Below are 21,496 nucleotides of genomic sequence, written 5' to 3'. Positions count from 1 at the left end.
GCGCCTTCCTTCATGCAAAAACCGCGAACGCTCAGGGCACGAGCCAGAGCGCGACGGCGTAGATCACGAGCGACACGGCGAACGTCACAGCGGTATAGCCCATCACGCGCTGAATGCGGATACCCGCGATCGCGACGATCGGCACGGCCCAGAACGGCTGCAGCATGTTCGAGACGTTCTCGGCCATCGCCACGCCCATGGCGGTGCGCGGCACCGAGGCGTGCAGGCTCAGCGCGGCCGGCAGCACGAACGGGCCTTGCACGGCCCAGTGGCCGCCCGCGCTCGGCACGAGCAGCGTGATGATGAGCGAGCTCAGATAGCTCCAGAGCGGCAGCGAAAGCGGCGTGGCAATCGTGACGAAGGCCTTGGCGATCATCGAGGCGAGGCCCGTGCCCTTCATCACGCCCATGATGCCGCCGTACACGGGGTACTGGAGCAGCATGGAGCCGGTCTGGCGCGCGGCGCGGCGAATGGCGTTCGCGTAGGCGATGGGCGTGCGCTGAAACGCGAGGCCGATCAGCAGGAAGATCAGAATCGTCGTGTTGATGTCGAGATCGAAACCCTTTTCGCTCCATTCCATCGCGAGATAGCCCGCGCCGAGCGCGATCAGGAGCAGCGTGCCGAGCATCGACTGTTCGAGGCGCGAAGCGAACGAAGGCGTGCCGGTGCCGACGCGCGCGTGCGGATCGTCGCTGGCGCCGGCATCGCTCGCTTCGGCATCGGCCGCCTGGCTGAACGGCGCCACGTGCTCAGGCTTCGGATGCATGCGGATGAAGATGAACGTCATCACGACCACGACCAGCACGGTCGGAATGAAGACGAACGGCGCGAACACCGTCTCGCTGAGCGGAATCACATGACCCGTCGCCTTTTCCACGAGATTGAGCGCGTTGCCATGCGAGGCCTGCGAGAGGGCGATCGAACTGGAGAGCCCGCTATTGCAGATCGACCATGCCGAATAGCTGCCGGCCACGAGCCACGCGAAATCCACGTTCACGCGCTTCGCGATTTCCCGCGAGAGCAGTGCGCCCACGATCAGGCCGAGACCCCAGTTCAGCCAGGCCGCGATCGCGACGACCGGAAACACCAGCAGCGCGGCGCGCGCCGGCGTTTGCGCCTTGGCCGCGAGCGCGCGCAGCACGCGCTGGATCACGGGCGCTTCGGCAATGGCGTAGCCCGTGGCGAGGATCAGGATCATCTGCAGCGCGAAGCCGAGAATGCCGAACGTGCCTTCGTACCAGGAGCTGAGCAGCGTGGGGAGATTGCCATGCGGCGCGATCAGCAGCGCGAGCACCGCGACGAAGAAGGTGAGGCAGATGGACAGAACGAAGGGGTCGGGCATGACCCGCTCGAAAACATACACGAGGGCGGCGACGACACCCTGGCGGGAGTCGCGCGTTTCAGTCTGGAGGTCTCTTTTCATGCTCTTTGCGCTAGGTAGCGTGTGGCTACTGGCTGGCCGGAGCGGACAGGATCGGCGTGACTTGCGAGTGGTCCCGGCACCGTGCGGCTGGCAAGCCAGCTCACGCGTGGTGCACGGGGAGGCAGGTGCGGCTCCTCCATCAGCGAGAGGCGATGCCGCCCCGGCGCAGCGGGTTCATATCACGCCTTGCACGCGCAGATTTGCACGGCAAGACGGCCAGCCCGTTCTTGTTATTCTCGCGTTCGTAATACGAACACGGTTTCGATTATCGAACGACGCATTATTCGCTTCATGCGGATTGGATGTCAAGGCTGCCATGCCGTGCCGGGGCTGTCTTTTAGCGCTAAATAAGTGTGAGATACATTCAGTTTGTAATGAAAATGAAATGGTAAAGAAATTGCATGGGCGTCACGCGAACTATCTAAAATGCAGGAGCGAGGAGCACTTTTCGCGCGCACCCAGACCCCTCTCGAGCTGTAAATCACTGCATTCAGGAGACTGAAGATGACGATTCGAATTGGAGAAGAGGCACCCGATTTCACCGCGGAGACCACCGAAGGCAAGATCAACTTCCACGAATGGATTGGCGACCACTGGGCCATTCTGTTTTCGCACCCGAAAGACTTCACGCCCGTATGCACGACGGAACTCGGCTATATGGCAAAGCTCAAGCCTGAGTTCGACAAGCGCAACACGAAGATCATCGGCCTGAGCATTGACCCGGTGGATGATCATGCGAGGTGGGCGAAGGACATCGAGGAAACGCAGGGTAGCGCCGTCAACTATCCGATGATTGGAGACAAGGACCTGAACGTTGCCAAGCTCTACGACATGATTCACCCGAACGCGAGCGGCGCAAGCCCGCGAACGGCGGCCGACAACGCCACGATACGCGCGGTGTTCCTCATTGGGCCGGACAAGAAGGTGAAGGCGATGTTCGTCTACCCGATGAGTTCGGGCCGTAACTTCGACGAGGTGCTGCGCCTGCTCGATTCGCTGCAGCTCACCGCGAAGCACACGGTGGCGACGCCGGTGAACTGGAAGCCGGGCGACGACGTCATCATCCCGACTTCGGTTTCCGACGATGCGGCGAAGCAGAAGTATCCGCAGGGCTTCAAGACGCTCAAGCCGTATCTGCGCACGGTCGAGCAGCCGAAATAAAGTTCGGCCTGCATAAAAAAACGCGGCGCACAGGCAGTGCGCCGCGGACCACGGGCCAGGGAGGCTTGCGCCTCACGCGGCCCGGACAGGGGAAACCGGCTGAATCAGTTCGAAGGCGTGGGACGCCACTTGAGCAAACGATGCTCGAGCGCGGTGAGCAGATAGTCGGCGGCGAGCGCGACCACGGCGAGCACGATCATCGCGGCGAACACGCCGCTCGCGTTGAACGCGCCTTGCGCCGTCGAAATCAGCAGACCAATGCCTTGCTTCGAGCCGAGGAATTCACCGACCACGGCGCCGACCAGCGCGAAGCCGAAGCTCACGTGCAGGCTCGCGAGAATCCACGAAAGCGCCGAAGGAATCACGACCGAGGTCGTCACCTGGCGGCGCGACGCGCCAAGAATTTGCGCATTGGCGATCATGTAGCGGTCGGCCTCGCGCACGCCCTGGAATGCATTGGCGAACACCACGAAGAACACCATGACCACGGCGAGCGCCACCTTCGACGCCATGCCGAGCCCCAGCGCGATCACGAACACCGAGCCGAGCACCACGCGCGGAATCGAGTTGGCGATCTTGATGTAGAGGCTGAACACGTCGGAGAGCAGCTTGTTGCGGCCGAGCACGATGCCGCAGAACACGCCGGCCACCGAGCCGATGATGAAGCCGAGACCGGTTTCTTCGAGCGTGACCCAGACCTGCGTGAGCAGCGGCCCTTGCGAGGTGCCGTTCACGAACCAGTCGATGATCTGATCGAAGATGGCCGTAGGCATCGAGAAGAAGAACGGATCGATCCATTTGAGGCGCGCGGCGAGCTCCCACCCGCCGAGTACGACGACGAGCACGAGAATACGCAGCGAAATGACGAGCGCCTGGCGCTGGCGAATACGCTTTTGCGCGGCGCGCTCGACGGCGTCGAGCGAGGCGGTGTCGAGGCCTTGCGGCAGGGTTTGTTGCGGGGTGGACATGTCTGGACGGCTCCGGGGGATTAGGCGATCTGCACTTCTTCGCGCAGGTCGTGCCAGATCTGGCGCGACAGTTCGACGAAGTGCGGCGCGTAGCGGATTTCGGACGTCACGCGCGGGCGCGGCAGATCGATCTCGTAGACCTTCTTGAGCGTGGCCGGGCGTGCGGTGAGCACGAACACGCGGTCGGCGAGCGCAATGGCTTCTTCCAGGTCGTGCGTGACGAACACCACCGACCCGGTGCCGCCCCACAACTGCAGCAGCTCGTCTTGCATGAGCGTGCGCGTTTGCATGTCGAGCGCCGAGAACGGTTCGTCCATCAGCAGGATTTCGGGCTTGTTGATGAAAGTCTGCGCGAGCGCCACGCGCTTTCTCATGCCGCCAGAAAGCTGATGCGGATAGTGCTTGCCGAAATTCGCGAGACCCACGCGGCGCAGCCATTCGTTCGCTTCGTCGTAGGCCGCCGACTTCGAGCGGCCGCGAAAGAGGGGACCGGCCGCCACGTTGTCGAGCACCGAGCGCCACGGGAACACCGCGTCGGCCTGGAACACGAAGCCGATGCGCGGATCGATGCCGTTCACCGGAGCGCCCATCACGCGCACTTCGCCCGTGGTGGGTTTGAGCAGGCCCGTGATCATGCTGAGCGTGGTGGACTTGCCGCAGCCCGTGGGCCCGACAATGGCGACGAACTCGCCGCGCGCGACCGACATGCTGAAGTCGCGCAGGGCGACGGTCGCCTTGCCGTCCGGTGAAATGAAGCGGCACGAAACGTTGCGCAGCTCGATGGCCGGCGTGCCTTGGGAATGGGAGGAAGTCATTGTCTCTGTGGGCTGAACGTGGGGCCGTCTTCGTGGCTTACTTCGACGCCGTGGCGGTCGCTGCCGGCAGGTAGTCGTTCGAGTAAGTCTTCGCGAGGTCGATGTGCTTGCCCTTCACCGAAGGGTTGAACGCCGCAAGCACCTTGAGCACCGTATCCGGGCCGTCTGCGGGCATGCGGCCGTCCTTCGTGAACATCGGCAGCGAGGACTTCAGCGCGGACACATAGAGGTCCTTGTTATTGCCGTAATAGTCCTTCGGCATTTTCGCGGCGATTTCGTCGGCGCTATGCGTGGCGATGAAGTTGAGCGTGCGCGAGAAGGCGCGTGCGAGCTTCGTCGCGTCGTCCTTGTGCGATTGCGCCCAGGCGCGCTGCACGTAGAAGCTCGAAGCGGGGTAGGTGCCGCCGAGCGCGGCGCGCGTGCCTTCGAGCGTGCGCATGTCGACGAGCACCTTCGCGTCGCCGGTTTGCAGCAAACGCGACACGGTGGGCTCCGTGGTCATGCCCGCGTCGATACGGTTCTGCTTGATCGCCGCGATGAACGTGTTGTCCGCGCCCACCGGCAGCAGCGTGTACTGGTTGGCGGGCACGCCGCCGCGCTGCGCGAGGTACTGCGTGAGGAAGCTCGTGGAGGAGCCGAGGCCCGTCACGCCGAGCGTCTTGCCCTTCACGTCGGCCATGCTCTTGACCGTGCCGGCCGCCGCGTTCGAAACCATTTCCACTTCGCCCGGCACCTGGCCGAACACCACGAGCGTTTGCACTTCCTTGCCCTTGCTCTGCAGGTCGATGGTGTGATCGTAGAAGCCCACCACGCCTTGCACCGCGCCCGCGAGCAGTTCGTTCTCCGCATCGACGCCGGCCGGCTGCGACTGCAATTCGACGTCGAGGCCTTCGTCCTTGAAGTAGCCGAGTTGTTCGGTCAGCTTGGCGGGGAGATAGATGATCTTGGTTGCGCCGCCAACCATGATCGTGATCTTTTCCGCGTGGGCGGCCGTGGAGCCGGCGGCAAGGGCGAACGCGACACTCGATACGGCGGCGATCTGGCGCAAGGTAGGCATCGTGGAGTCTCCTGAAGGAAGTGCGCCGTTCGTGCGGGCGCTTTTTGATGGATGGAGCCGATTATAAAAACTGTAAGCCTTCTGCCAGCCTTCTAGCGCTGTGCAAAATCGTCCGTGTTAACCCGCAGGGCGGCGGCGCGCCGGCAACGGCACAATCGATTCCCCCGAAACCTTCGCCCCATGCGCCGCCCATGAAGTTGCTGCTGATCGAAGACAATCCCACGCTTGCGCACTGGCTCGTCAAGACGCTGGAGGAGCAGGCATTCGCCTTCGACGCCGTGCAGGACGGCGAGGCCGCCGACCAGTTGCTGCAGTCCAATCGCTACGATGTCGTGCTGCTCGACCTGAATTTGCCGAAGCTCTCGGGCAAGAACGTGCTGCGGCGGCTGCGCCAGCGCGGCGACGCGACGCCCGTGATGGTGCTCACGGCGAGCGGCTCGATCGACGAAAAGGTGGAACTGCTCGGCGCGGGCGCCGACGACTATCTCGTCAAGCCCTTCGAGGTGCGCGAACTGGTGGCGCGCATCAAGGTGCTGATTCGCCGGCAAACCCCGGCGCGCGCGAACGAAATCGGCTGCGGGGACCTCGTGTTCGACCTCAACACGCGCCAGTTCACGCTGAAGGGCGCACCGCTGAACGTCACGCCGCGCGAGCGCACGGTGCTCGAAACGCTGGCGCTGCGTCTCGGGCAGACCGTTTCGAAGGCCGCGCTCGTCGATGCGATCTTCACGCTCGCCGACGAACCCAGCGAGGACGCCATCGAAATCTACGTCTCGCGGCTGCGCAAGAAGCTCGAAGGCAGCTCGGCTGTGATCGTGACGCTGCGAGGGCTTGGCTATTTGCTGCGCAGGAAGGACGAAACCCTATGACGGGTAGCCTGCGTATTCGCCTGTTGTGGTGGATGCTCGTGCCGCTCGCGCTCTACGTGAGCTTCACGGCGACTTCCGAGTATCGCGCCGCGCGCCATACCGCCGATCTCGTGCAGGACGGCCGGCTGCTGTCGTCCGCGCGCATGATCGCCGGGTCCGTGCAATGGGCCGATGGCGCGCTGCGCGCCGACGTGCCGCCCGCGGCGCTCGAACTCTTCGCCTCGCCGCAACAGGATCAGGTGTTCTACAACGTGCGCGTGGAGGGCGGCTCGCTCCTCGCGGGCATGCCCGATTTCCCGCACGCAGGCGCGCCGCCCGCCGTCGATTCGCCCGTGTCGTACGACGCCGATCTGCGCGGCCAGGCCGTGCGCGCCGTGAGTGTGGTGCGCTCCATGTACGACAACGGCCGAATCTGGCGCGTGCGCGTGTCGGTCGGCAAGACCGAGCGCTCGCGCGACGCAATGGTGGAGGCGCTGTGGCGTCCCCAGCTTTATCGGCAGATCGGCATGGTCATGCTGGCGGTGGCGCTGGCCTGCATCGGCCTCACGATCGAGTTGCGTCCGCTCATGAAGCTCAAGAACGACGTGGCCGACCGCGATCCTTCGCACCTCGAACCGATTCGCGCAGAAGGGCTGCATGTCGAACTCCGGCCCGTTGTGGACGCAATCAATCAATGCATTGCGCGGCTCTCGGCGCAGACGGCGGCGCAGCGCCGTTTCATTGCCGACGCCGCGCACCAGCTGCGCACGCCGCTTACGCTGCTCGGCACGCAATTGCAATACGCGCGTCAGCAAAAAGCCGTCGATCCCGCGCTCGACGAAGTGCTGGCCGCCATGCACGTGAGCAACCGCTCGATGGTCGCGCTCACGAACCAGTTGCTGCTGCTCGCGCAGGCCGAGGCGCTGGACCCCGCGCAATTGCCCGCCGCGCCCGTCGACATGGCGCAGCTCGCGCGCGAAGTGGTCGAGGCGCTCGCGCTGCTCGCGCAGACGCGCGGTATCGATCTCGGCGCGGAGCTGCCGGGTGGGGCAGACGAGGCGGTCGTGCAGGGGCATCGAGAGCTATTGCGCGCGATGGTCAGCAATCTCGTGGACAACGCGCTGCGCTACACGCCGCCGGGCGGTCACGTGACGGTGTCGGTGCGCGCGAGCGGCGAAGCGGTCTCGCTCGACGTGCTCGACGACGGCCAGGGCATTCCCGCGGAAGCGCGTGCGCGCGTGTTCGAGCCTTTCTTCCGGGCGGCTACGCAGACGGAGGGCACGGGCCTCGGTCTTGCGATCGTGCGCGAGATCGCGCAGTCGCATCGCGGCGTGGTGAGCCTGAGTCCGGGTGCGGACGGGCGGGGCGTGCACGCCTGCGTGGTGCTCGCGCGCTGGCAGCCGGCGCTGGCGGCCGTGCCTGCCTAGGAACCGGCGCCGCGCTTCGAGGCTATGCTGCCTCGCAGCCCGCACGCGGCCGTGCTTTAAGGGGCGGTACAATGTGGCCGCCTGAAGCCGCTGCGCCGCGTCGCACCACGCAGGATCGCGCCGGCGACCACCCGTTCATTCGAAGATCGAGACCATGCAAAAGAAAACGGTCCGCAGTGCCCCGATGCCCGCCTACGAGCAGATCAAGCGCCATGTGCTCGCGCAGATCGAAAGCGGCACCTTGCGGCCCGGCGACGTGGTGCCATCCGAAACGGAACTGGTGAAAGAGTTCGGCGTGGCGCGCATGACGGTGTCGCGCGCGCTGCGCGAGTTGATGGCCGAAGGCGTGCTGAACCGCGTGCGCGGTTCGGGCACTTACGTGGCGCCGCGCCAGTACGAATCGACCGTGCTGCAGATCCGCAATATCGCCGACGAAATCGCGGCGCGCGGCCATCGGCATGCGGCCCGCGTGCTGGGGCTCGAGCCGAGCGACGATCCGACCGCGATTGCCGCGCTCGAACTCGACGCCGGGCCGGTGTTCCACTCGCGCATCGTGCACAGCGAGGAAGGCGAGCCGATCCAGTACGAAGACCGCTACGTGAACCCCGAGGTCTTCCCCGACTACCTGGCCCAGGACTTCACCGTCGAAACGCCCAATCACTACATGGTGCGCCTCGCGCCGATCCAGCGCGCCGAGTTCCGCATCTACGCGCAGAAGCCCGACGCGCGCGTGCGGCAGTATCTGGAGATGGAAATCGGCGAGCCGTGCCTGCTGTTGCTGCGGCGCACGTGGGTGGGGCGGCATGTGGCGACCTCGGTGCGGTTGTGGCATCCGGCTTCGCGGTTTCATCTGGCGGGTACGGTGTGAGGCGGTAGCAGCCGTTCGTTCCCCGCTTTACCTCTCCTGGCGTTCGCCGGCCAGCTGAAACGCACATTGCCGCTTCAGGCGTAGCGCTTCAGCCCTCTCTATTCCCTCCTGGTCTCGAACCCGCCTTTTCGTCTGTGCGGGCCCGCCTGGCCGTGCCGGTACGCCCTGTGCCGCCGCCAGGCGTTTGCTGTCATCTTGTCTAGCCAACGATCCTCGTAATCCATTTACCGATTTAACGCGCTGAGTCGGTAATTCCGCGCGAATATGTCAGGGTAACTACTAACCCTCGTTTTATCGAAACGAGTTGTATATACAACTTGGCGGCGTTAGACTTAGTCCACGTTGCAGCGCTCATTACACCTGCGCGGGCGCAGCCCTTCAGCTTGCTATCCAGACTCGACGGACTCGAACAAACGCCATGAACCACCCGAACTTCACCGATCCCCGCCTCGACCCGACCCGCACGATCCGCGCGCCGCGCGGCAGCGAGAAGGTGTGCAAGACCTGGCTGGCGGAAGCCGCCTACCGGATGATCCAGAATAATCTGGACCCCGAAGTCGCCGAGCATCCGCATGCGCTCGTGGTGTACGGCGGCATTGGCCGCGCCGCGCGCAACTGGGAGTGCTTCGACCAGATTCTCGCCTCGCTCAAGGACCTGAACGAAGACGAAACGCTGCTGATCCAGTCGGGCAAGCCTGTGGGCGTGTTCCGCACGCATGCGGATGCACCGCGCGTGCTGCTCGCGAACTCGAACCTCGTGCCGCACTGGGCCACGTGGGAACACTTCCACGAACTGGACCGCAAGGGCCTCATGATGTACGGCCAGATGACGGCGGGCAGCTGGATCTACATCGGCTCGCAGGGCATCGTGCAGGGCACGTACGAAACGTTCTATTCGGTCGCGAACCAGCACTTCAACGGCAACCCGAATGGCCGCTGGATTCTCACCGGTGGCCTTGGCGGCATGGGCGGCGCACAGCCGCTCGCCGCGACGATGGCGGGCTTCTCGATGATCGCGGTGGAGTGCGATGAAACGCGCATCGACTTCCGCCTGAAGACGCGCTACGTGGACCGCAAGGCAAAGACCATCGACGAGGCGCTCGCCATCATCGAAGAGGCGAAGCGCACGGGCAAGCCGGTTTCGGTGGGCCTGCTCGGCAACGCCGCCGACGTGTTCGCCGAATTCGTCAAGCGCGGCATCACGCCGGACTGCGTAACGGACCAGACGAGCGCGCACGACCCGATCAACGGCTACCTGCCGCAGGGCTGGACGGTTGCGCAGTGGCGCGACGCGCAGAAGGTTGCGCCCGAAACCATCGTGAAGGTCGCGAAGGAGTCGATGGCCAACCAGGTGCGCGCGATGCTCACGCTGCAGGAACGCGGCGCGGCCACGCTCGACTACGGCAACAACATCCGCCAGATGGCGCTGGAAATGGGCGTGGAAAACGCGTTCGACTTCCCGGGCTTCGTGCCGGCGTATATCCGTCCGCTGTTCTGCGAGGGCAAGGGCCCGTTCCGCTGGGTGGCGCTCTCGGGCGATCCTGAGGACATCTACAAGACCGACGCCAAGGTCAAGGAGCTGATCCCTGACGATCCGCATCTGCACAACTGGCTCGACATGGCGCGCGAGCGCATTGCGTTCCAGGGTCTGCCCGCGCGTATCTGCTGGGTGGGCGTGAAGGATCGCTATCGTCTGGGCCAGGCGTTCAACGAGATGGTGAAGAACGGCGAACTGAAGGCGCCGATCGTGATCGGCCGTGACCACCTCGACACCGGCTCGGTGGCAAGCCCGAACCGCGAAACGGAATCGATGAAGGACGGCTCGGACGCCGTGAGCGACTGGCCGCTGCTCAACGCCTTGCTGAACACGGCGGGCGGCGCGTCGTGGGTGTCGCTGCACCACGGCGGCGGCGTGGGCATGGGCTTCTCGCAGCACTCGGGCGTGGTGATCGTGGCGGACGGCACGCAGGCGGCCCACGAGCGTCTGGGCCGCGTGCTGCACAACGATCCGGCCACGGGCGTGATGCGTCACGCGGACGCCGGCTACGAACTCGCGCAGCAGACCGCGCGCGAGGCAGGCCTCAAGCTGCCGATGCTCGGCCGATGAGCGGCCATAAAGTGGCAGGCGGCGCGGTGCAGGCGGCGAGGCTCACGCTGCTGCGTGGCGCGGCGCTCGTGGCGTCGCCGTGGAAGAACGGCGGCGGCGTCACGCGCGAAATCGCGGTGGCGCATGTGGCCTCGCACGCTGGCACGTCGCTCGACACGTTCGCGTGGCGCGTGAGCGTGGCCGATGTCGCGCAGGCGGGACCGTTCTCGCGTTTCGAGGGCGTCGATCGTACGCTGGTGCTGCTCGAAGGGGCGGGCATGCTGCTCGATGAAGCGGGCCGCACGCATGCGCTTACGCAGCCTCTGGACGTCGCGCGTTTCGCGGGAGAAGCCCCGATCGATGCGCGCCTCGTGAGCGGTGCCACGCGCGACTTCAACCTGATGGTGCGCCGTGGTGCGGCGCGCGGCACGCTCGAAGTGTGGCGCGAAAACGGGCCGCGCAGCATGCATGCGCAAACGGTATTGCTGTACTGCGCGCAAGGCGGGCAGGACGTGCGCGTGGACGCGGAACGCCGCGTGCGCCTCGAAGCGGGCGACACGCTGCGCATCGATACGCTCGACGCGCAATGCCCCTTGCACATCGAAACGCGCGGCGCGGGCGCCTTGCTCGCCGTGGCGCTCGACGTGCTGAACGCGCCACAGCAAGACACTACGGAAACGGCATCGCGCGATGCTGTGCATACCTGATGAAACGCACTCTCTGGCAAAACCTCAACCTGTGCCCGCATGGCGACCCGGGCCACACCGTCGAGCACGCGGCGATTGCGGTGGAAGACGGCAAGATCGCGTGGCTCGGCGCCGCTGCCGACTTGCCCGCGCAGTTCGCCGAGTGGCCGCGCGAGGACCTGGGCGGCGCTTGGGTCACGCCCGGTCTCGTGGATTGCCACACGCACCTCGTCTACGGCGGTCAGCGCGCCGATGAATTCGCGCAGCGCCTCGCGGGCGTGAGCTACGAAGAAATCGCGCGCCAGGGCGGCGGCATCGTCTCGACGGTGCGCGCCACGCGCGCGGCCGACGAAGCCACGCTGTTCGCGCAGTCGGCGGCGCGCCTCGAAGCGTTGCTCGCCGAAGGCGTCACGGCTGTCGAAATCAAGTCGGGCTATGGCCTCGATCTGGCAAGCGAGCGCAAGATGCTGCGCGTTGCGCGTCAGCTTGGCGAGCGCTACCCGGTCACGGTGCGCACGACCTTTCTCGGCGCGCACGCGTTGCCGCCCGAGTTCGCGGGCCGCGCCGACGACTATATCGACGAAGTGTGCGAGCGCATGCTCCCGGCGCTCGCCGACGAGGGGCTCGTCGACGCCGTCGATGTGTTCTGCGAACGAATCGGCTTTTCGCTCGCGCAGAGCGAGCGCGTGTTCGAGGCGGCCGCGCGGCGCAAGCTCGCGGTCAAGATGCACGCCGAGCAGCTTTCCAATAGCGGCGGCGCGGCGCTCGCCGCACGTCACGGTGCATTGTCGGCCGACCATCTGGAGTTTCTCGACGAAGCGGGCGTCGCCGCCATGAAAGAAGCGGGCACGGTGGCGGTGCTGCTGCCGGGCGCGTACTACTTCATCCGCGAAACGCAACTTCCGCCGCTCGACTTGCTGCGGCGCTACGAGGTGCCGATCGCCATTTCCACCGACAGCAATCCCGGCACGTCGCCCACGACCTCGCTGCTGCTCATGATGAACATGGCGACCACGCTGTTCCGCATGACCGTGCCCGAGGTGTTGCAGGGCGTGACGCGGCATGCCGCGCAGGCTTTCGGCGACGCCGGGCGTCATGGCACGCTCGCGGCCGGCCGTCCCGCAGACTTCGCCGTATGGACGGTGCAGTCGCTTGCTGAACTGGCCTACTGGATCGGGCGTCCGCTCTGCGCACGTGTGGTGCGCGGCGGCGAGACCGTTTTTGAGCGTCGCGCATTCGAGCGTCGCGTTTGAGCGCTATTTCACGCATGAATCACACCATCGAAACGAATCCGACTTCGCGCGCGCTCTTTGCCGAGCACGCGTACTTGCCCGACGGCTGGCGCCGCAACGTGCTGCTCGAATGGGACGCGGCGGGCACGCTGCGCAGCGTGACCCCCGACCTGGCGCAGGCGCCTCAAGGCGTTGCCCGCGCGGCAGGTCCACTTGCGCCTGGCATGCCTAACCTTCATTCGCATGCGTTTCAGCGCGCCATGGCGGGTCTCACCGAATATCGCGCGAATCCTACCGACAGCTTCTGGAGCTGGCGCGACCTCATGTACCGCTTCGCCGCGCGCATCACGCCGGACGATCTCGGCGCGATCGCGCGCTGGCTCTATGTCGAGATGCTGAAGGCGGGTTACACGTCGGTTTGCGAATTCCACTACGTGCATCACGGCAAGGATGGCCAGCGCTATGCGAGCCCCGCCGAACTGGCGCAACGCGTGGTGGACGCGGCGGACGTCACCGGCATCGGCATGACGATGCTGCCCGTGCTCTATCAGTACAGCGGCTTTGGCGCGCAGGCGCCGCGCGACGATCAGCGCCGCTTCATCAACACACCGGAACAGTTGCTTGGCATCGTCGAGTCGCTGCGCGAATGGCGGCCCGAGCATGGCGCACTGCGCTACGGCGTTGCGCCGCATTCGCTGCGTGCCGTTTCGCACGACTCGTTGCGCGCGCTGCTGGAAGGTCTCGACCGCATGCTTCCGGGCGCGCCGGTGCATATTCACATTGCCGAGCAAACGGCCGAAGTCGAGGCTTGCCTCGCGAGCGAGAGCGCGCGGCCGGTGCAGTGGCTGCTCGACCGTTTCGATCTGAGCGCGCGCTGGTGCCTCGTCCACGCGACCCATGTCGATGCGCGTGAGACCGCCGCGCTCGCGCAGAGCGGCGCGATTGCGGGCCTGTGTCTCACGACCGAAGCGAATCTCGGTGACGGCATTTTCCCCGCGCGCGAGTATCTCGACGCCGGCGGCGCGTTCGGCGTGGGCTCGGACAGCCATATCGGCGTGGACTGGCGCGCGGAGCTTCGCCTGCTCGAATACGGTCAGCGGCTCGCACGGCGCGAGCGCAACGTGCTGGCTGCGCCGCATCAGGCGCAGGTGGCGGACCGGCTCTTCGAAGGCGCGCTCGCTGGCGGCGCGCAGGCGACCGGGCGCAAGGTCGGTGCCTTGAAGGAAGGCGCGCGCGCCGACTGGATCGTGCTCGACGCCGAGCATCCGAATCTGGCCGGGCAGAAGCCGCTCACGTGGCTCTCGTCGGTCGTCTTCTGCGAGCATGGCGAAACGCCGGTGCTCGACGTCTACGCGGGCGGCGTGAAGGTCGTGGAGGCGCGCCGCCATCGCGACGAAGCGCGCCTTTATGCCGACTATCGCGCGGCGCTCGCCAGGCTGCTGGCCGAGGGTTGAACGCGGGGGTTAAACGCACCCGCCATTCACGAGACTACTTTCGATGACTGATATCTTTTCGCTGGAACGCGGCACGGCGCCGCTCATCATTTCGATCCCTCATCTGGGCACGCACATTCCCGCCGCGATGCACGGACAGTACACGGACGCGGCGCTGACCGTTGCCGATACGGACTGGCATCTCGATCGCCTTTACGCCTTTGCGAAGGAGCTGGGCGCGACCGTGCTCGGCGCACGTGTTTCGCGCTATGTGATCGATCTGAACCGGCCGCCGAACGACGAGAGCCTCTATCCCGGCCAGACCACCACGTCGCTGTGCCCAACCGAAACGTTTCGCGGCGAGCCCCTCTATCGCGACGGCTGTGTGCCGGACGCGCCGGAGCGCCAGCGTCGCGTGCAGGCATTCTGGCAGCCGTATCACGACACGCTCGCCGCCGAACTCAAGCGCCTGCGCGCAGCGCACGCGAATGTGCTGCTGTGGGAGGCGCATTCGATTGCGAGCGTGCTGCCGCGTCTGTTCGACAACAAGTTGCCCGACCTGAACATCGGCACTCAGGATGGACGCACGGTGAACGCCGCGGTGCAGGCGCGCGCGGAACGCGCGGCGGCGGCAAGCAGCTATACATGGATTGCGAACGGACGCTTCAAGGGCGGCTACATCACGCGCCATTTCGGCGCGCCGCAGGACGGCGTGCATGCGATTCAGCTGGAGATGTGCCAGTCCGTTTACATGAACGAAGCGGCGCCGTTCGACTATGTTCCCGCGCTTGCGGAGCAAGTCCAGCCCGTGCTGCGCGAAATGGTGGGCGGCGCGCTGGAGGCCATCCAGGCGATGAACAAAGCTGCGGCCTGAAGTTGGCCGCAGCGTAGCTGGCACGATGAGGGAAAGCGGCGCTTCGCGCCGCTGGCCTTATTCCTGCTCGACCGGCAGGATCAGGCGTTCGGGAATGACCGCCGGCGTGAGGCGCATGGCGGCGTAATAGAGCGCGCCCGGCACGATCAGGCCGAGAATCCACGAGATGTCCGTGCCGCCGAGTGCATCGACGAAGGGCCCCGTATAGAAGCTCGTCGAGATGAACGGCAATTGCACGAGCACGCCGAGCACATAGATGCCAATGGCCTTGGTATTCCAACGGCCATAACGGCCGTCGGGGTTCGAGAGCGCCGGCACGTCGTAGCGCGAGCGCGTGAAGCAGTAAAAGTCCACGAGATTGATCGCGCTCCACGGCGTGAAGAACGCGAGCAGAAACAGAATAAACGCCGTGAACTCCTTGAGAAACGAGTGGCGCCCCGCGAGCGCGACGAGCGTCGAGATGCCGACCATGCCGACGATGTAGACGAAACGGTGGCGCGTGGAGATCGCGCGTTTCGCGCGAAAGGCGCTCACGATCGTCGCCATCGACATGAAGCTGCCATACGCGTTGAGCGTGGTGACGGTGAGCTTGCCGAAGGCGATGCTGAAGTAGAGCATCGCGGCCACCGCGCCGCTCGCGCCAAGGCCGACGATATAGGCCACTTCGTGATGCGCGAACGCGTGGCCCGCGAGCGCGGCGGCGAACACACCGAACACCATCGCGGCCTGCGCGCCGATTACCGAGCCGAGCCCGACCGCGAGGAACGTGCGCGCGGGCGAAGTCGAGCGCGGCAAGTAGCGCGAATAATCGGCAACGTAGGGGCCGAATGCGATCTGCCATGAAGCCGAAAGCGACATGGAAAGCAGGAAGCTCGCAATCGAGAAATGGCGGTTGGCCAGCAGCGCGCCGACGTCATGGTGCGCGAAGAGCTGCGCAAACATGAACATGAACGCGAGCACGCCGATCACGCTGGCAATGCGGCCAACGAAGTGAATCGAGCGATAGCCGAGCAGCGTCAGCACGACGATGAGCGCCGCGAACAGGCAAATGCCCGCCGTATCGGAAACGTTGAGCAGTTGTGCGGTGGCCTGGCCGGCGAGCACCGTGCCGCTCGCGGAAAAGCCGACGTACATGATGCAAACCAGCACGATCGGAATGGCCGCGCCGTAGACGCCGAATTGCACGCGGCTCGAGATCATCTGCGGCAGGCCGAGCTGCGGGCCCTGCGCGCCGTGCAGCGCCATGACCGCGCCGCCAACGAGTTGTCCAATCAATAGCGCGACGAGCGACCAGAAAACATCGCCGCCGAGCACGACGGCCAACGCACCGGTAATGATCGCCGTGACCTGGAGGTTCGCGGAAAGCCAGAGCGTGAACTGGCTGAACAGGCTGCCATGACGCTCAGCTTCGGGGATGTAGTCGATCGAGCGCGTTTCCAGCAACTTGCGGCCATCGGATTCGAGACTGGCGACGGATTCAGGCATGGCCACGGACGGCTCCGGATGAGGGGGGATGTCCGCATCATGTTGAATAGACAACTTCGGTGAAATAGGGGATAACCCTTTCGATGCCAATGCTCGCCTGTCGTGGCTCGCTGTGGCCTATAGCAGCCACTCGATAGGCAGGATGGAGAAGAACCAGACGCTCATGCGCTGGTTCCAGCTGGTGTTCGGCTCGGTGTCGTAGCGAACGACCGTATCGCCGTCAAGGCGTGTCCAGTAGAGCTTGCCGTTTTCGTCCAGATGCGCCTGCCAGGCGAGCTGCGGCACGCGCGTCCAGAACGCTTTTTCGATCTGGGTGGCGAGCACGGGGCTGTCGATCACGAGCCCGAGTTCGGTATTGAGATTGGCCGAACGCGGGTCGAAATTCACTGAGCCGACGAATACGCGCTCCGCATCCACGGCGAAGGTTTTGGCGTGCAGGCTCGAGCCCGAGCTGCCAAACGGACCGCTGCCAGCGCCTTTGCCCTTCTCTTTGCCGGCCGCGCTCCGCAGCTCGAACAGCTCCACGCCGCCTTCGAGCAGCGCCACGCGGCGCCGCGCATAGCCGGAATGAACGGCGGAAACGTCGGTGGCTTCCAGCGAGTTCGTCAGCACGCGCACGGTCACGCCCTGGGCGGCAAGCTGGGTGAAGTATTCCGTGCCCACCTTGCCCGGCACGAAGTACGGCGACACCAGATCGAGTTCACGGTGCGGATCGCCCACGATCTCATGCAGTTGGCTGAGGATCAGCGTGTCTTTGGGCGCCGTGCCTAGCGCTTTCGCGGGGTCGTCGCTGACCAGTTGCGTCTTCGCCCATTCGAGCGGCAGCGTGCCGTCCAGCAGACGGCGTACGTCGGTGGTCTTGCGCAGCGATTCGATGTATTCCGCGGCGTCAGGATCCGTGCGCGCGGCTAGCGCTGCGCGATCGAGCGTGTCGAGCGCATCGGGCGCCGTGTACGGCAGGATTTGCGACGCGGGGTATGACGAGGCGCTGGCCCAGTAACGGTCGAAGTCGTGCGCGACATCGGTGGCGGCAGGGCCGATGGCCAGCACGTCGAGATCGGCGAACACTACGCCGTCGGTCGCGCCGTAATATTCGTCGCCGACATTGCGGCCGCCCAGAATGGTCGCCACGCCGTCCGCCGTGAGCGACTTGTTATGCATGCGCCGGTTCAGGCGCGAGAAGTCGGTGACAAAGCCGATGTATTTGGGCCTGCGCGTGACGAACGGATTGAAAAGGCGCACCTCGATGTTGGGATGCACGTTCAGTGCGGCGAGCGTGGGGTCCAGCGAGGACGGAATGCCGTTGTCGTCGAGCAGCAGGCGCACGCGCACGCCCCGGTCGGCAGCCTCGCGCAGTTCTTCGAGCAGCAGCGTGCCGGTGAGATCGTCGCGCCAGATGTAGTACTGGACGTCCAGCGTACGCTGGGCGGCGCGCACGAGCGCCACGCGCGAGGCGAAGGCGTCGAGCGGATTCTGGAGCGCGTCGATGCCGGTGAAGTCGGGGTGGGTCGCGAGTTCGGACGCTACGGCCGCGCCAAGTTGAGTCGATCGCGCTTGCTCTGCCGTGAGCGCCGTGGTTTGCGTGCGCTCGCCGAGCGGCGGCAATTCCTGACACGCGGCAAGACAGGTGGCAAGCGCGATGGCGCATAGCCGCAGCGTCGTGGCGCTCAGTTTCGGCAACCCGTTTGCAGTCAGCGCGATGAGCGATCTTTGCATGGAGCGTTCGCTTTTCCGTGTCGATCCCGCTTCGAGGCGCGAAGCGCGGGGCTTCGCGAGTGGGCGTGCAACGACGTTAGCTTACGCGATTGGCGTGGCAGGCACCACGCCAGGCGTCCAGCTTCGGGGCGAACGCGTTGGGAGACGCGCTTAGTGTGCCTGGTGCGCTAAGTGTCCTTAATGCGCGTCGAGCGCGGCTTGGGCGCGGGCGCGCGAGTCTTGTGCCGACTGGTTGCGCTCGGTTCGTGCGTCGCGCGCTTCCTGCTTGAAGGTCTGCCGCGCTTCCGCGGTCCGGGCGCGCTGTTGCCGGTTGGCTTCGCGAACTTCCATGCGCTTCTGAACGATCGGGTCGCTGTGCGTCACCGTGGCGGGGGACGGGCCTTCGTTGCCTGCCGGTGCGGCGGTTTGTGCGAACACCTGGCCCGCAAACAGGGCGCTGATCACGATGGCGACGACGGCAACGGTGCGAGTTCTGACTTTCATACGTTTTTCTCCGGCAAGTAAGTTTGGATGACTAACTAATTCTCATGCTCCGGTAAGAGCGAGAGCGGGGCCTGTCGAGCGATGAGAGGCGGGTAGCCTCGACTGCTCTTGTTTTTCAGAGCTTTCATTTTACTTTCGGGTTGAGTCGGGTCAACCCAGGCGCGGCTCTAACGACATGGTTGTGCGCCCGCGACGCGCCTGTTCATAGGCCACTGAGGAATGTGCATGACAGATGGTCGCAGCAACGCGTTCTGTCACCGACGCAGCATGTCTGCAATCGTTTGTGTGAGCAACGTCTGCTTGTGCGCTTTCCGGTGAATCATGCCCACCGTGCGGAGGAACGGCCGGCAGGGTAGAGGCACGAGCCGCAAATTTGGATCGCTGCGCCATTTGCCGCCTTGCAGAACGGGCAGCACGCTCACGCCCACGTCGTTGCGCACCAGCGAGACGATCGTTTCGATCGAGTTCAGCTCCAGATATTCAAGCGGTTCGATACCCAACTCGGTCAGCGCGTGGTCGATCACGACGCCCGTCGGCACGCGCCGGTCGAAGCGCAGGAAGCTGCGCTCGCGCAGGATGCGGCGCGCATCGTCGCCGGGGGTCGCGCGGCTCGTGACGAGCATCAGCGGTTCTTCGTAGAGCGGCGACCACGCGAGCGACTCGTGCAGCGAGCCATCGGCACTGCCGACCACGACGGCGAGGTCCACGTCGCCGTCTTCGACCATGCGCGCCAGTTCGTTCGAACGCGCCGAGGTGAGGCGCACTTCGAGCTCCGGGTGGCCGGTTTTCAGATGCGCGACGGCCAGCGAGAGCGCGCCGATCACCGACACCACCGCGCCGATGATGATCGAGCCTCGCATGGTGTCGCCGGCACTGGCGGGCAACTCGTCGATCAGCGCGAGAATGTGCTCGACCTTCGCGCAGATCTCGCGGCCTTCGCGCGTGAGGGCGACCTGGCGCGCGCGGCGGTCGAAGATCTGACGGCCGAGCGCTTCCTCGAGTCCACGCATCTGCAGACTCACGGCCGCCTGCGTGAGCGCGGTTTTCTCGGCGGCCGTGGCGAACGACCCGCTGCGCGCGACCGCCTGCAAAGTGCGCAGCATGCGTAGGGTGAGCATGTAAATAAAACTTAAGTAACGAGAATAAAATATTAATATTTTTTTGCCAGATCCTTCAAGATAATCGATAGATCAGCTCGAGCCGTGCGCGCCGCAACTGAATGCGGCGGTGCGCGGCCGCCGCTATCGTTCATCAGTTCATTACCGGAATTCGAACTTCCATGACGCGCTTCAACTGGCAAAACCCCTATCCGACGCCGCGCCTGCCGGTGTTCGCCCGCAATATCGTTTCCACCTCGCATCCGCTCGCCGCGCAGGCCGGACTGCGCATGCTCTGGAAGGGCGGGAATGCCGTCGACGCGGCGATCGCCGCCGCAGCCGCCATTACCGTGGTCGAGCCGGTATCGAATGGCCTTGGCAGCGACTGCTTCGCGCTCGTCTGGGACGGCGCGAAGCTGCACGGCCTGAATGCGTCGGGCAATGCGCCGGCGGCGTGGAGCGTCGATTATTTCCGCCGCAAGTACGGCGAGGAGAACGGCCTCGCGAAGCAGCCCAAGCGCGGCTGGGACACGGTGACCGTGCCGGGCGTGATCGCGGGCTGGGAAGCGCTGCATACGAAGTTCGGCAAGCTGCCGTTCGCGGACCTCATGGAGCCGGCCATCGAGATCGCAGAGCGCGGCCATGCGGTGGCGACCATCGTCACGCGCAAATGGCAGGCGGCGATTCCCGAGTTGCACAATCAGCCGGGCTTCGCCGAGACCTTCATGCCGCACGGTCGCGCGCCTGAAGTGAGCGAGCGCGTGTGCTTCCCCGGCCATGCCGCCACACTGCGGCGCCTCGCGAAACACGGCCCGCGCGACTACTACGAAGGTGAACTCGCCGAGCGCATCGCCGCGTTCGCGCGCGAAGGCGGCGCGGCGCTCACGCTCGACGACCTGCGCAACTATCGTCCGGAATGGGTCGAGCCGATCGGCAAGAATTATCGCGGCTACACCGTGCACGAGATACCGCCGAACGGGCAGGGCATTGCCGCGCTCATCGCGCTTGGCATTCTCGAGCAGTTCGACATGGGCTCGCTCGCGCTCGACAGCCTCGAATCGCAGCATCTGCAGATCGAGGCCATGAAGCTCGCGTTCGCCGATGTCTATCGCTATGTTGCCGATCCGCGTTCGATGGAAGTCACGCCCGAGCAGATGCTCGACGACGCCTACCTCAAGGAGCGTGCGAAGCTGATCGACCCGAAGCGCGCAACGCAGTTCGACTTCGGCATGCCGCGCTCGGGCGGCACGATCTATCTCTCCGCCGTGGACGAGCACGGCATGATGGTGAGCTTCATCCAGTCGAACTACATGGGCTTCGGTTCGGGCGTGGTCGTGCCGGGCACGGGTATCGCGCTGCAGAACCGCGGCTGCGGCTTTTCGATGGACCCGGTCTCGCCGAACGTCGTCGAAGGCGGCAAGCGCCCGTTTCACACCATCATTCCGGCGTTCCTCACGCAGCAGGTGGATGGCCGCCAGGAGGCGGTCATGAGCTTCGGCGTGATGGGCGGCGACATGCAGCCGCAAGGGCATTTGCAGTCGGTCGTGCGCATGCTCGACTACGGCCAGCAGCCGCAGGCCGCGTGCGACGCGCCGCGCTGGAAGGTCAACCGCGACTTCACGCTCGATATCGAATCGACCTTCAACCCGCAAACGGCGCGCGCACTGCAAGGGCTCGGCCACGAGATCAAGGGCATCGACGATCCGTACATGGACTTCGGCTCGGGCCAGTTCATCTGGAAGCTCGATCGCAACGACCCCGAGCGCGGCTATGTGGCCGCGAGCGATACACGTCGCGACGGGCTAGCAGCGGGCTTTTAAGCGGCGCGCAACGTGTG

Annotated in this window: 18 protein-coding genes; 10 read left to right on the top strand and 8 right to left on the bottom strand. The window is 65.2% G+C overall.

Annotated elements, in window-relative coordinates; genetic code table 11:
• Positions 1 to 31: 31 nt before the first annotated feature.
• The gene (locus U5A65_RS13245) at positions 32 to 1,423 is read right to left on the bottom strand and encodes a short-chain fatty acid transporter (RefSeq protein WP_321946500.1); all 1,392 of its coding nucleotides are present in this window, start codon (positions 1,421 to 1,423) and stop codon (positions 32 to 34) included.
• Positions 1,424 to 1,927: 504 nt separating this feature from the next.
• Between U5A65_RS13245 and U5A65_RS13240 the strand changes: the two genes are divergently transcribed.
• A complete protein-coding gene (locus U5A65_RS13240; RefSeq protein ID WP_158759767.1) occupies positions 1,928 to 2,584 on the top strand; it encodes a peroxiredoxin in 657 nt (218 codons plus the stop codon).
• Positions 2,585 to 2,688: 104 nt separating this feature from the next.
• Here U5A65_RS13240 and U5A65_RS13235 read toward each other — a convergent pair whose 3' ends face one another.
• From U5A65_RS13235 to U5A65_RS13225, 3 genes are read right to left on the bottom strand one after another with little or no spacing between them, the layout of a single operon-like run.
• Entirely contained in the window at positions 2,689 to 3,552 is an 864-nt protein-coding gene (locus U5A65_RS13235; protein ID WP_158759768.1) for an ABC transporter permease, read from the bottom strand.
• Between the two features lie 20 nt (positions 3,553 to 3,572).
• Positions 3,573 to 4,367, bottom strand: coding sequence for an ABC transporter ATP-binding protein (locus U5A65_RS13230; RefSeq protein ID WP_321917834.1), 795 nt, complete (start codon positions 4,365 to 4,367; stop codon positions 3,573 to 3,575).
• 37 nt (positions 4,368 to 4,404) lie between these two features.
• Positions 4,405 to 5,424 (bottom strand): ABC transporter substrate-binding protein, encoded by a 1,020-nt coding sequence (locus tag U5A65_RS13225; RefSeq protein WP_321917836.1) that lies wholly within the window; start codon positions 5,422 to 5,424, stop codon positions 4,405 to 4,407.
• 191 nt (positions 5,425 to 5,615) lie between these two features.
• On the opposite strand from U5A65_RS13225, the gene U5A65_RS13220 reads away from it, so the two are divergent.
• From U5A65_RS13220 to hutG, 8 genes are all read left to right on the top strand, one after another.
• Complete coding sequence (locus tag U5A65_RS13220) at positions 5,616 to 6,293, top strand: response regulator (RefSeq protein ID WP_321917837.1); 678 nt, start codon at positions 5,616 to 5,618, stop codon at positions 6,291 to 6,293.
• Positions 6,290 to 7,699 (top strand): sensor histidine kinase, encoded by a 1,410-nt coding sequence (locus tag U5A65_RS13215; RefSeq protein ID WP_321917838.1) that lies wholly within the window; start codon positions 6,290 to 6,292, stop codon positions 7,697 to 7,699. The genes U5A65_RS13220 and U5A65_RS13215 overlap by 4 nt, the downstream gene beginning before the upstream one ends.
• Positions 7,700 to 7,853: 154 nt before the next feature.
• On the top strand, positions 7,854 to 8,567 hold the full coding sequence (gene hutC, locus U5A65_RS13210) for a histidine utilization repressor (RefSeq protein ID WP_321917839.1): 714 nt from the start codon (positions 7,854 to 7,856) through the stop codon (positions 8,565 to 8,567).
• 418 nt (positions 8,568 to 8,985) lie between these two features.
• Positions 8,986 to 10,674: a urocanate hydratase gene (gene hutU / locus U5A65_RS13205; protein ID WP_321946499.1), complete on the top strand. Its 1,689-nt coding sequence runs from the start codon at positions 8,986 to 8,988 to the stop codon at positions 10,672 to 10,674.
• Positions 10,671 to 11,360 carry a HutD family protein gene (locus tag U5A65_RS13200; RefSeq protein ID WP_321946498.1) on the top strand — a complete coding sequence of 230 codons (690 nt, stop codon included), beginning with the start codon at positions 10,671 to 10,673 and terminating at the stop codon, positions 11,358 to 11,360. The genes hutU and U5A65_RS13200 overlap by 4 nt, the downstream gene beginning before the upstream one ends.
• On the top strand, positions 11,360 to 12,592 hold the full coding sequence (hutI, locus tag U5A65_RS13195; RefSeq protein WP_321946497.1) for an imidazolonepropionase: 1,233 nt from the start codon (positions 11,360 to 11,362) through the stop codon (positions 12,590 to 12,592). Before U5A65_RS13200 ends, hutI begins: the two co-directional genes overlap by 1 nt.
• Positions 12,593 to 12,606: 14 nt before the next feature.
• The gene (locus tag U5A65_RS13190; RefSeq protein WP_321937134.1) at positions 12,607 to 14,025 is read left to right on the top strand and encodes a formimidoylglutamate deiminase; all 1,419 of its coding nucleotides are present in this window, start codon (positions 12,607 to 12,609) and stop codon (positions 14,023 to 14,025) included.
• Positions 14,026 to 14,068: 43 nt separating this feature from the next.
• Entirely contained in the window at positions 14,069 to 14,878 is an 810-nt protein-coding gene (hutG, locus tag U5A65_RS13185) for an N-formylglutamate deformylase (protein WP_321937135.1), read from the top strand.
• A gap of 57 nt (positions 14,879 to 14,935) precedes the next feature.
• Here the strand turns inward: hutG and U5A65_RS13180 are convergent, their stop codons facing one another.
• From U5A65_RS13180 to U5A65_RS13165, 4 genes are all read right to left on the bottom strand, one after another.
• Positions 14,936 to 16,363, bottom strand: a complete 1,428-nt coding sequence (locus U5A65_RS13180; RefSeq protein WP_321915483.1) for a cytosine permease — start codon at positions 16,361 to 16,363, stop codon at positions 14,936 to 14,938.
• A 117-nt stretch (positions 16,364 to 16,480) separates the two neighbouring features.
• Complete coding sequence (locus U5A65_RS13175; protein WP_321915482.1) at positions 16,481 to 18,079, bottom strand: phospholipase D family protein; 1,599 nt, start codon at positions 18,077 to 18,079, stop codon at positions 16,481 to 16,483.
• 177 nt (positions 18,080 to 18,256) lie between these two features.
• Positions 18,257 to 18,562 (bottom strand): hypothetical protein, encoded by a 306-nt coding sequence (locus U5A65_RS13170; RefSeq protein WP_321915481.1) that lies wholly within the window; start codon positions 18,560 to 18,562, stop codon positions 18,257 to 18,259.
• Positions 18,563 to 18,816: 254 nt separating this feature from the next.
• A complete protein-coding gene (locus U5A65_RS13165; protein WP_321915480.1) occupies positions 18,817 to 19,680 on the bottom strand; it encodes a LysR substrate-binding domain-containing protein in 864 nt (287 codons plus the stop codon).
• A gap of 161 nt (positions 19,681 to 19,841) precedes the next feature.
• On the opposite strand from U5A65_RS13165, the gene U5A65_RS13160 reads away from it, so the two are divergent.
• Positions 19,842 to 21,479, top strand: coding sequence for a gamma-glutamyltransferase family protein (locus tag U5A65_RS13160; protein ID WP_321915479.1), 1,638 nt, complete (start codon positions 19,842 to 19,844; stop codon positions 21,477 to 21,479).
• Positions 21,480 to 21,496: the final 17 nt, after the last annotated feature.

Source organism: Paraburkholderia sp. J10-1 (genome assembly GCF_905220165.1).
Classification (GTDB): Bacteria; Pseudomonadota; Gammaproteobacteria; order Burkholderiales; family Burkholderiaceae; genus Paraburkholderia.
Note: the sequence above shows the minus strand (reverse complement) of the source record. Positions and strands in the feature narration are given on the sequence as shown.

Excerpts from the sequence above, each read along its gene's own strand:
- U5A65_RS13245 (WP_321946500.1), bottom strand. The coding sequence starts at position 1,423 with ATGAAAAGAGACCTCCAGACTGAAACGCGCGACTCCCGCCAGGGTGTC.
- U5A65_RS13240 (WP_158759767.1), top strand. The coding sequence starts at position 1,928 with ATGACGATTCGAATTGGAGAAGAGGCACCCGATTTCACCGCGGAGACC.
- U5A65_RS13235 (WP_158759768.1), bottom strand. The coding sequence starts at position 3,552 with ATGTCCACCCCGCAACAAACCCTGCCGCAAGGCCTCGACACCGCCTCG.
- U5A65_RS13230 (WP_321917834.1), bottom strand. The coding sequence starts at position 4,367 with ATGACTTCCTCCCATTCCCAAGGCACGCCGGCCATCGAGCTGCGCAAC.
- U5A65_RS13225 (WP_321917836.1), bottom strand. The coding sequence starts at position 5,424 with ATGCCTACCTTGCGCCAGATCGCCGCCGTATCGAGTGTCGCGTTCGCC.
- U5A65_RS13220 (WP_321917837.1), top strand. The coding sequence starts at position 5,616 with ATGAAGTTGCTGCTGATCGAAGACAATCCCACGCTTGCGCACTGGCTC.
- U5A65_RS13215 (WP_321917838.1), top strand. The coding sequence starts at position 6,290 with ATGACGGGTAGCCTGCGTATTCGCCTGTTGTGGTGGATGCTCGTGCCG.
- hutC (WP_321917839.1), top strand. The coding sequence starts at position 7,854 with ATGCAAAAGAAAACGGTCCGCAGTGCCCCGATGCCCGCCTACGAGCAG.
- hutU (WP_321946499.1), top strand. The coding sequence starts at position 8,986 with ATGAACCACCCGAACTTCACCGATCCCCGCCTCGACCCGACCCGCACG.
- U5A65_RS13200 (WP_321946498.1), top strand. The coding sequence starts at position 10,671 with ATGAGCGGCCATAAAGTGGCAGGCGGCGCGGTGCAGGCGGCGAGGCTC.
- hutI (WP_321946497.1), top strand. The coding sequence starts at position 11,360 with ATGAAACGCACTCTCTGGCAAAACCTCAACCTGTGCCCGCATGGCGAC.
- U5A65_RS13190 (WP_321937134.1), top strand. The coding sequence starts at position 12,607 with ATGAATCACACCATCGAAACGAATCCGACTTCGCGCGCGCTCTTTGCC.
- hutG (WP_321937135.1), top strand. The coding sequence starts at position 14,069 with ATGACTGATATCTTTTCGCTGGAACGCGGCACGGCGCCGCTCATCATT.
- U5A65_RS13180 (WP_321915483.1), bottom strand. The coding sequence starts at position 16,363 with ATGCCTGAATCCGTCGCCAGTCTCGAATCCGATGGCCGCAAGTTGCTG.
- U5A65_RS13175 (WP_321915482.1), bottom strand. The coding sequence starts at position 18,079 with ATGCAAAGATCGCTCATCGCGCTGACTGCAAACGGGTTGCCGAAACTG.
- U5A65_RS13170 (WP_321915481.1), bottom strand. The coding sequence starts at position 18,562 with ATGAAAGTCAGAACTCGCACCGTTGCCGTCGTCGCCATCGTGATCAGC.
- U5A65_RS13165 (WP_321915480.1), bottom strand. The coding sequence starts at position 19,680 with ATGCTCACCCTACGCATGCTGCGCACTTTGCAGGCGGTCGCGCGCAGC.
- U5A65_RS13160 (WP_321915479.1), top strand. The coding sequence starts at position 19,842 with ATGACGCGCTTCAACTGGCAAAACCCCTATCCGACGCCGCGCCTGCCG.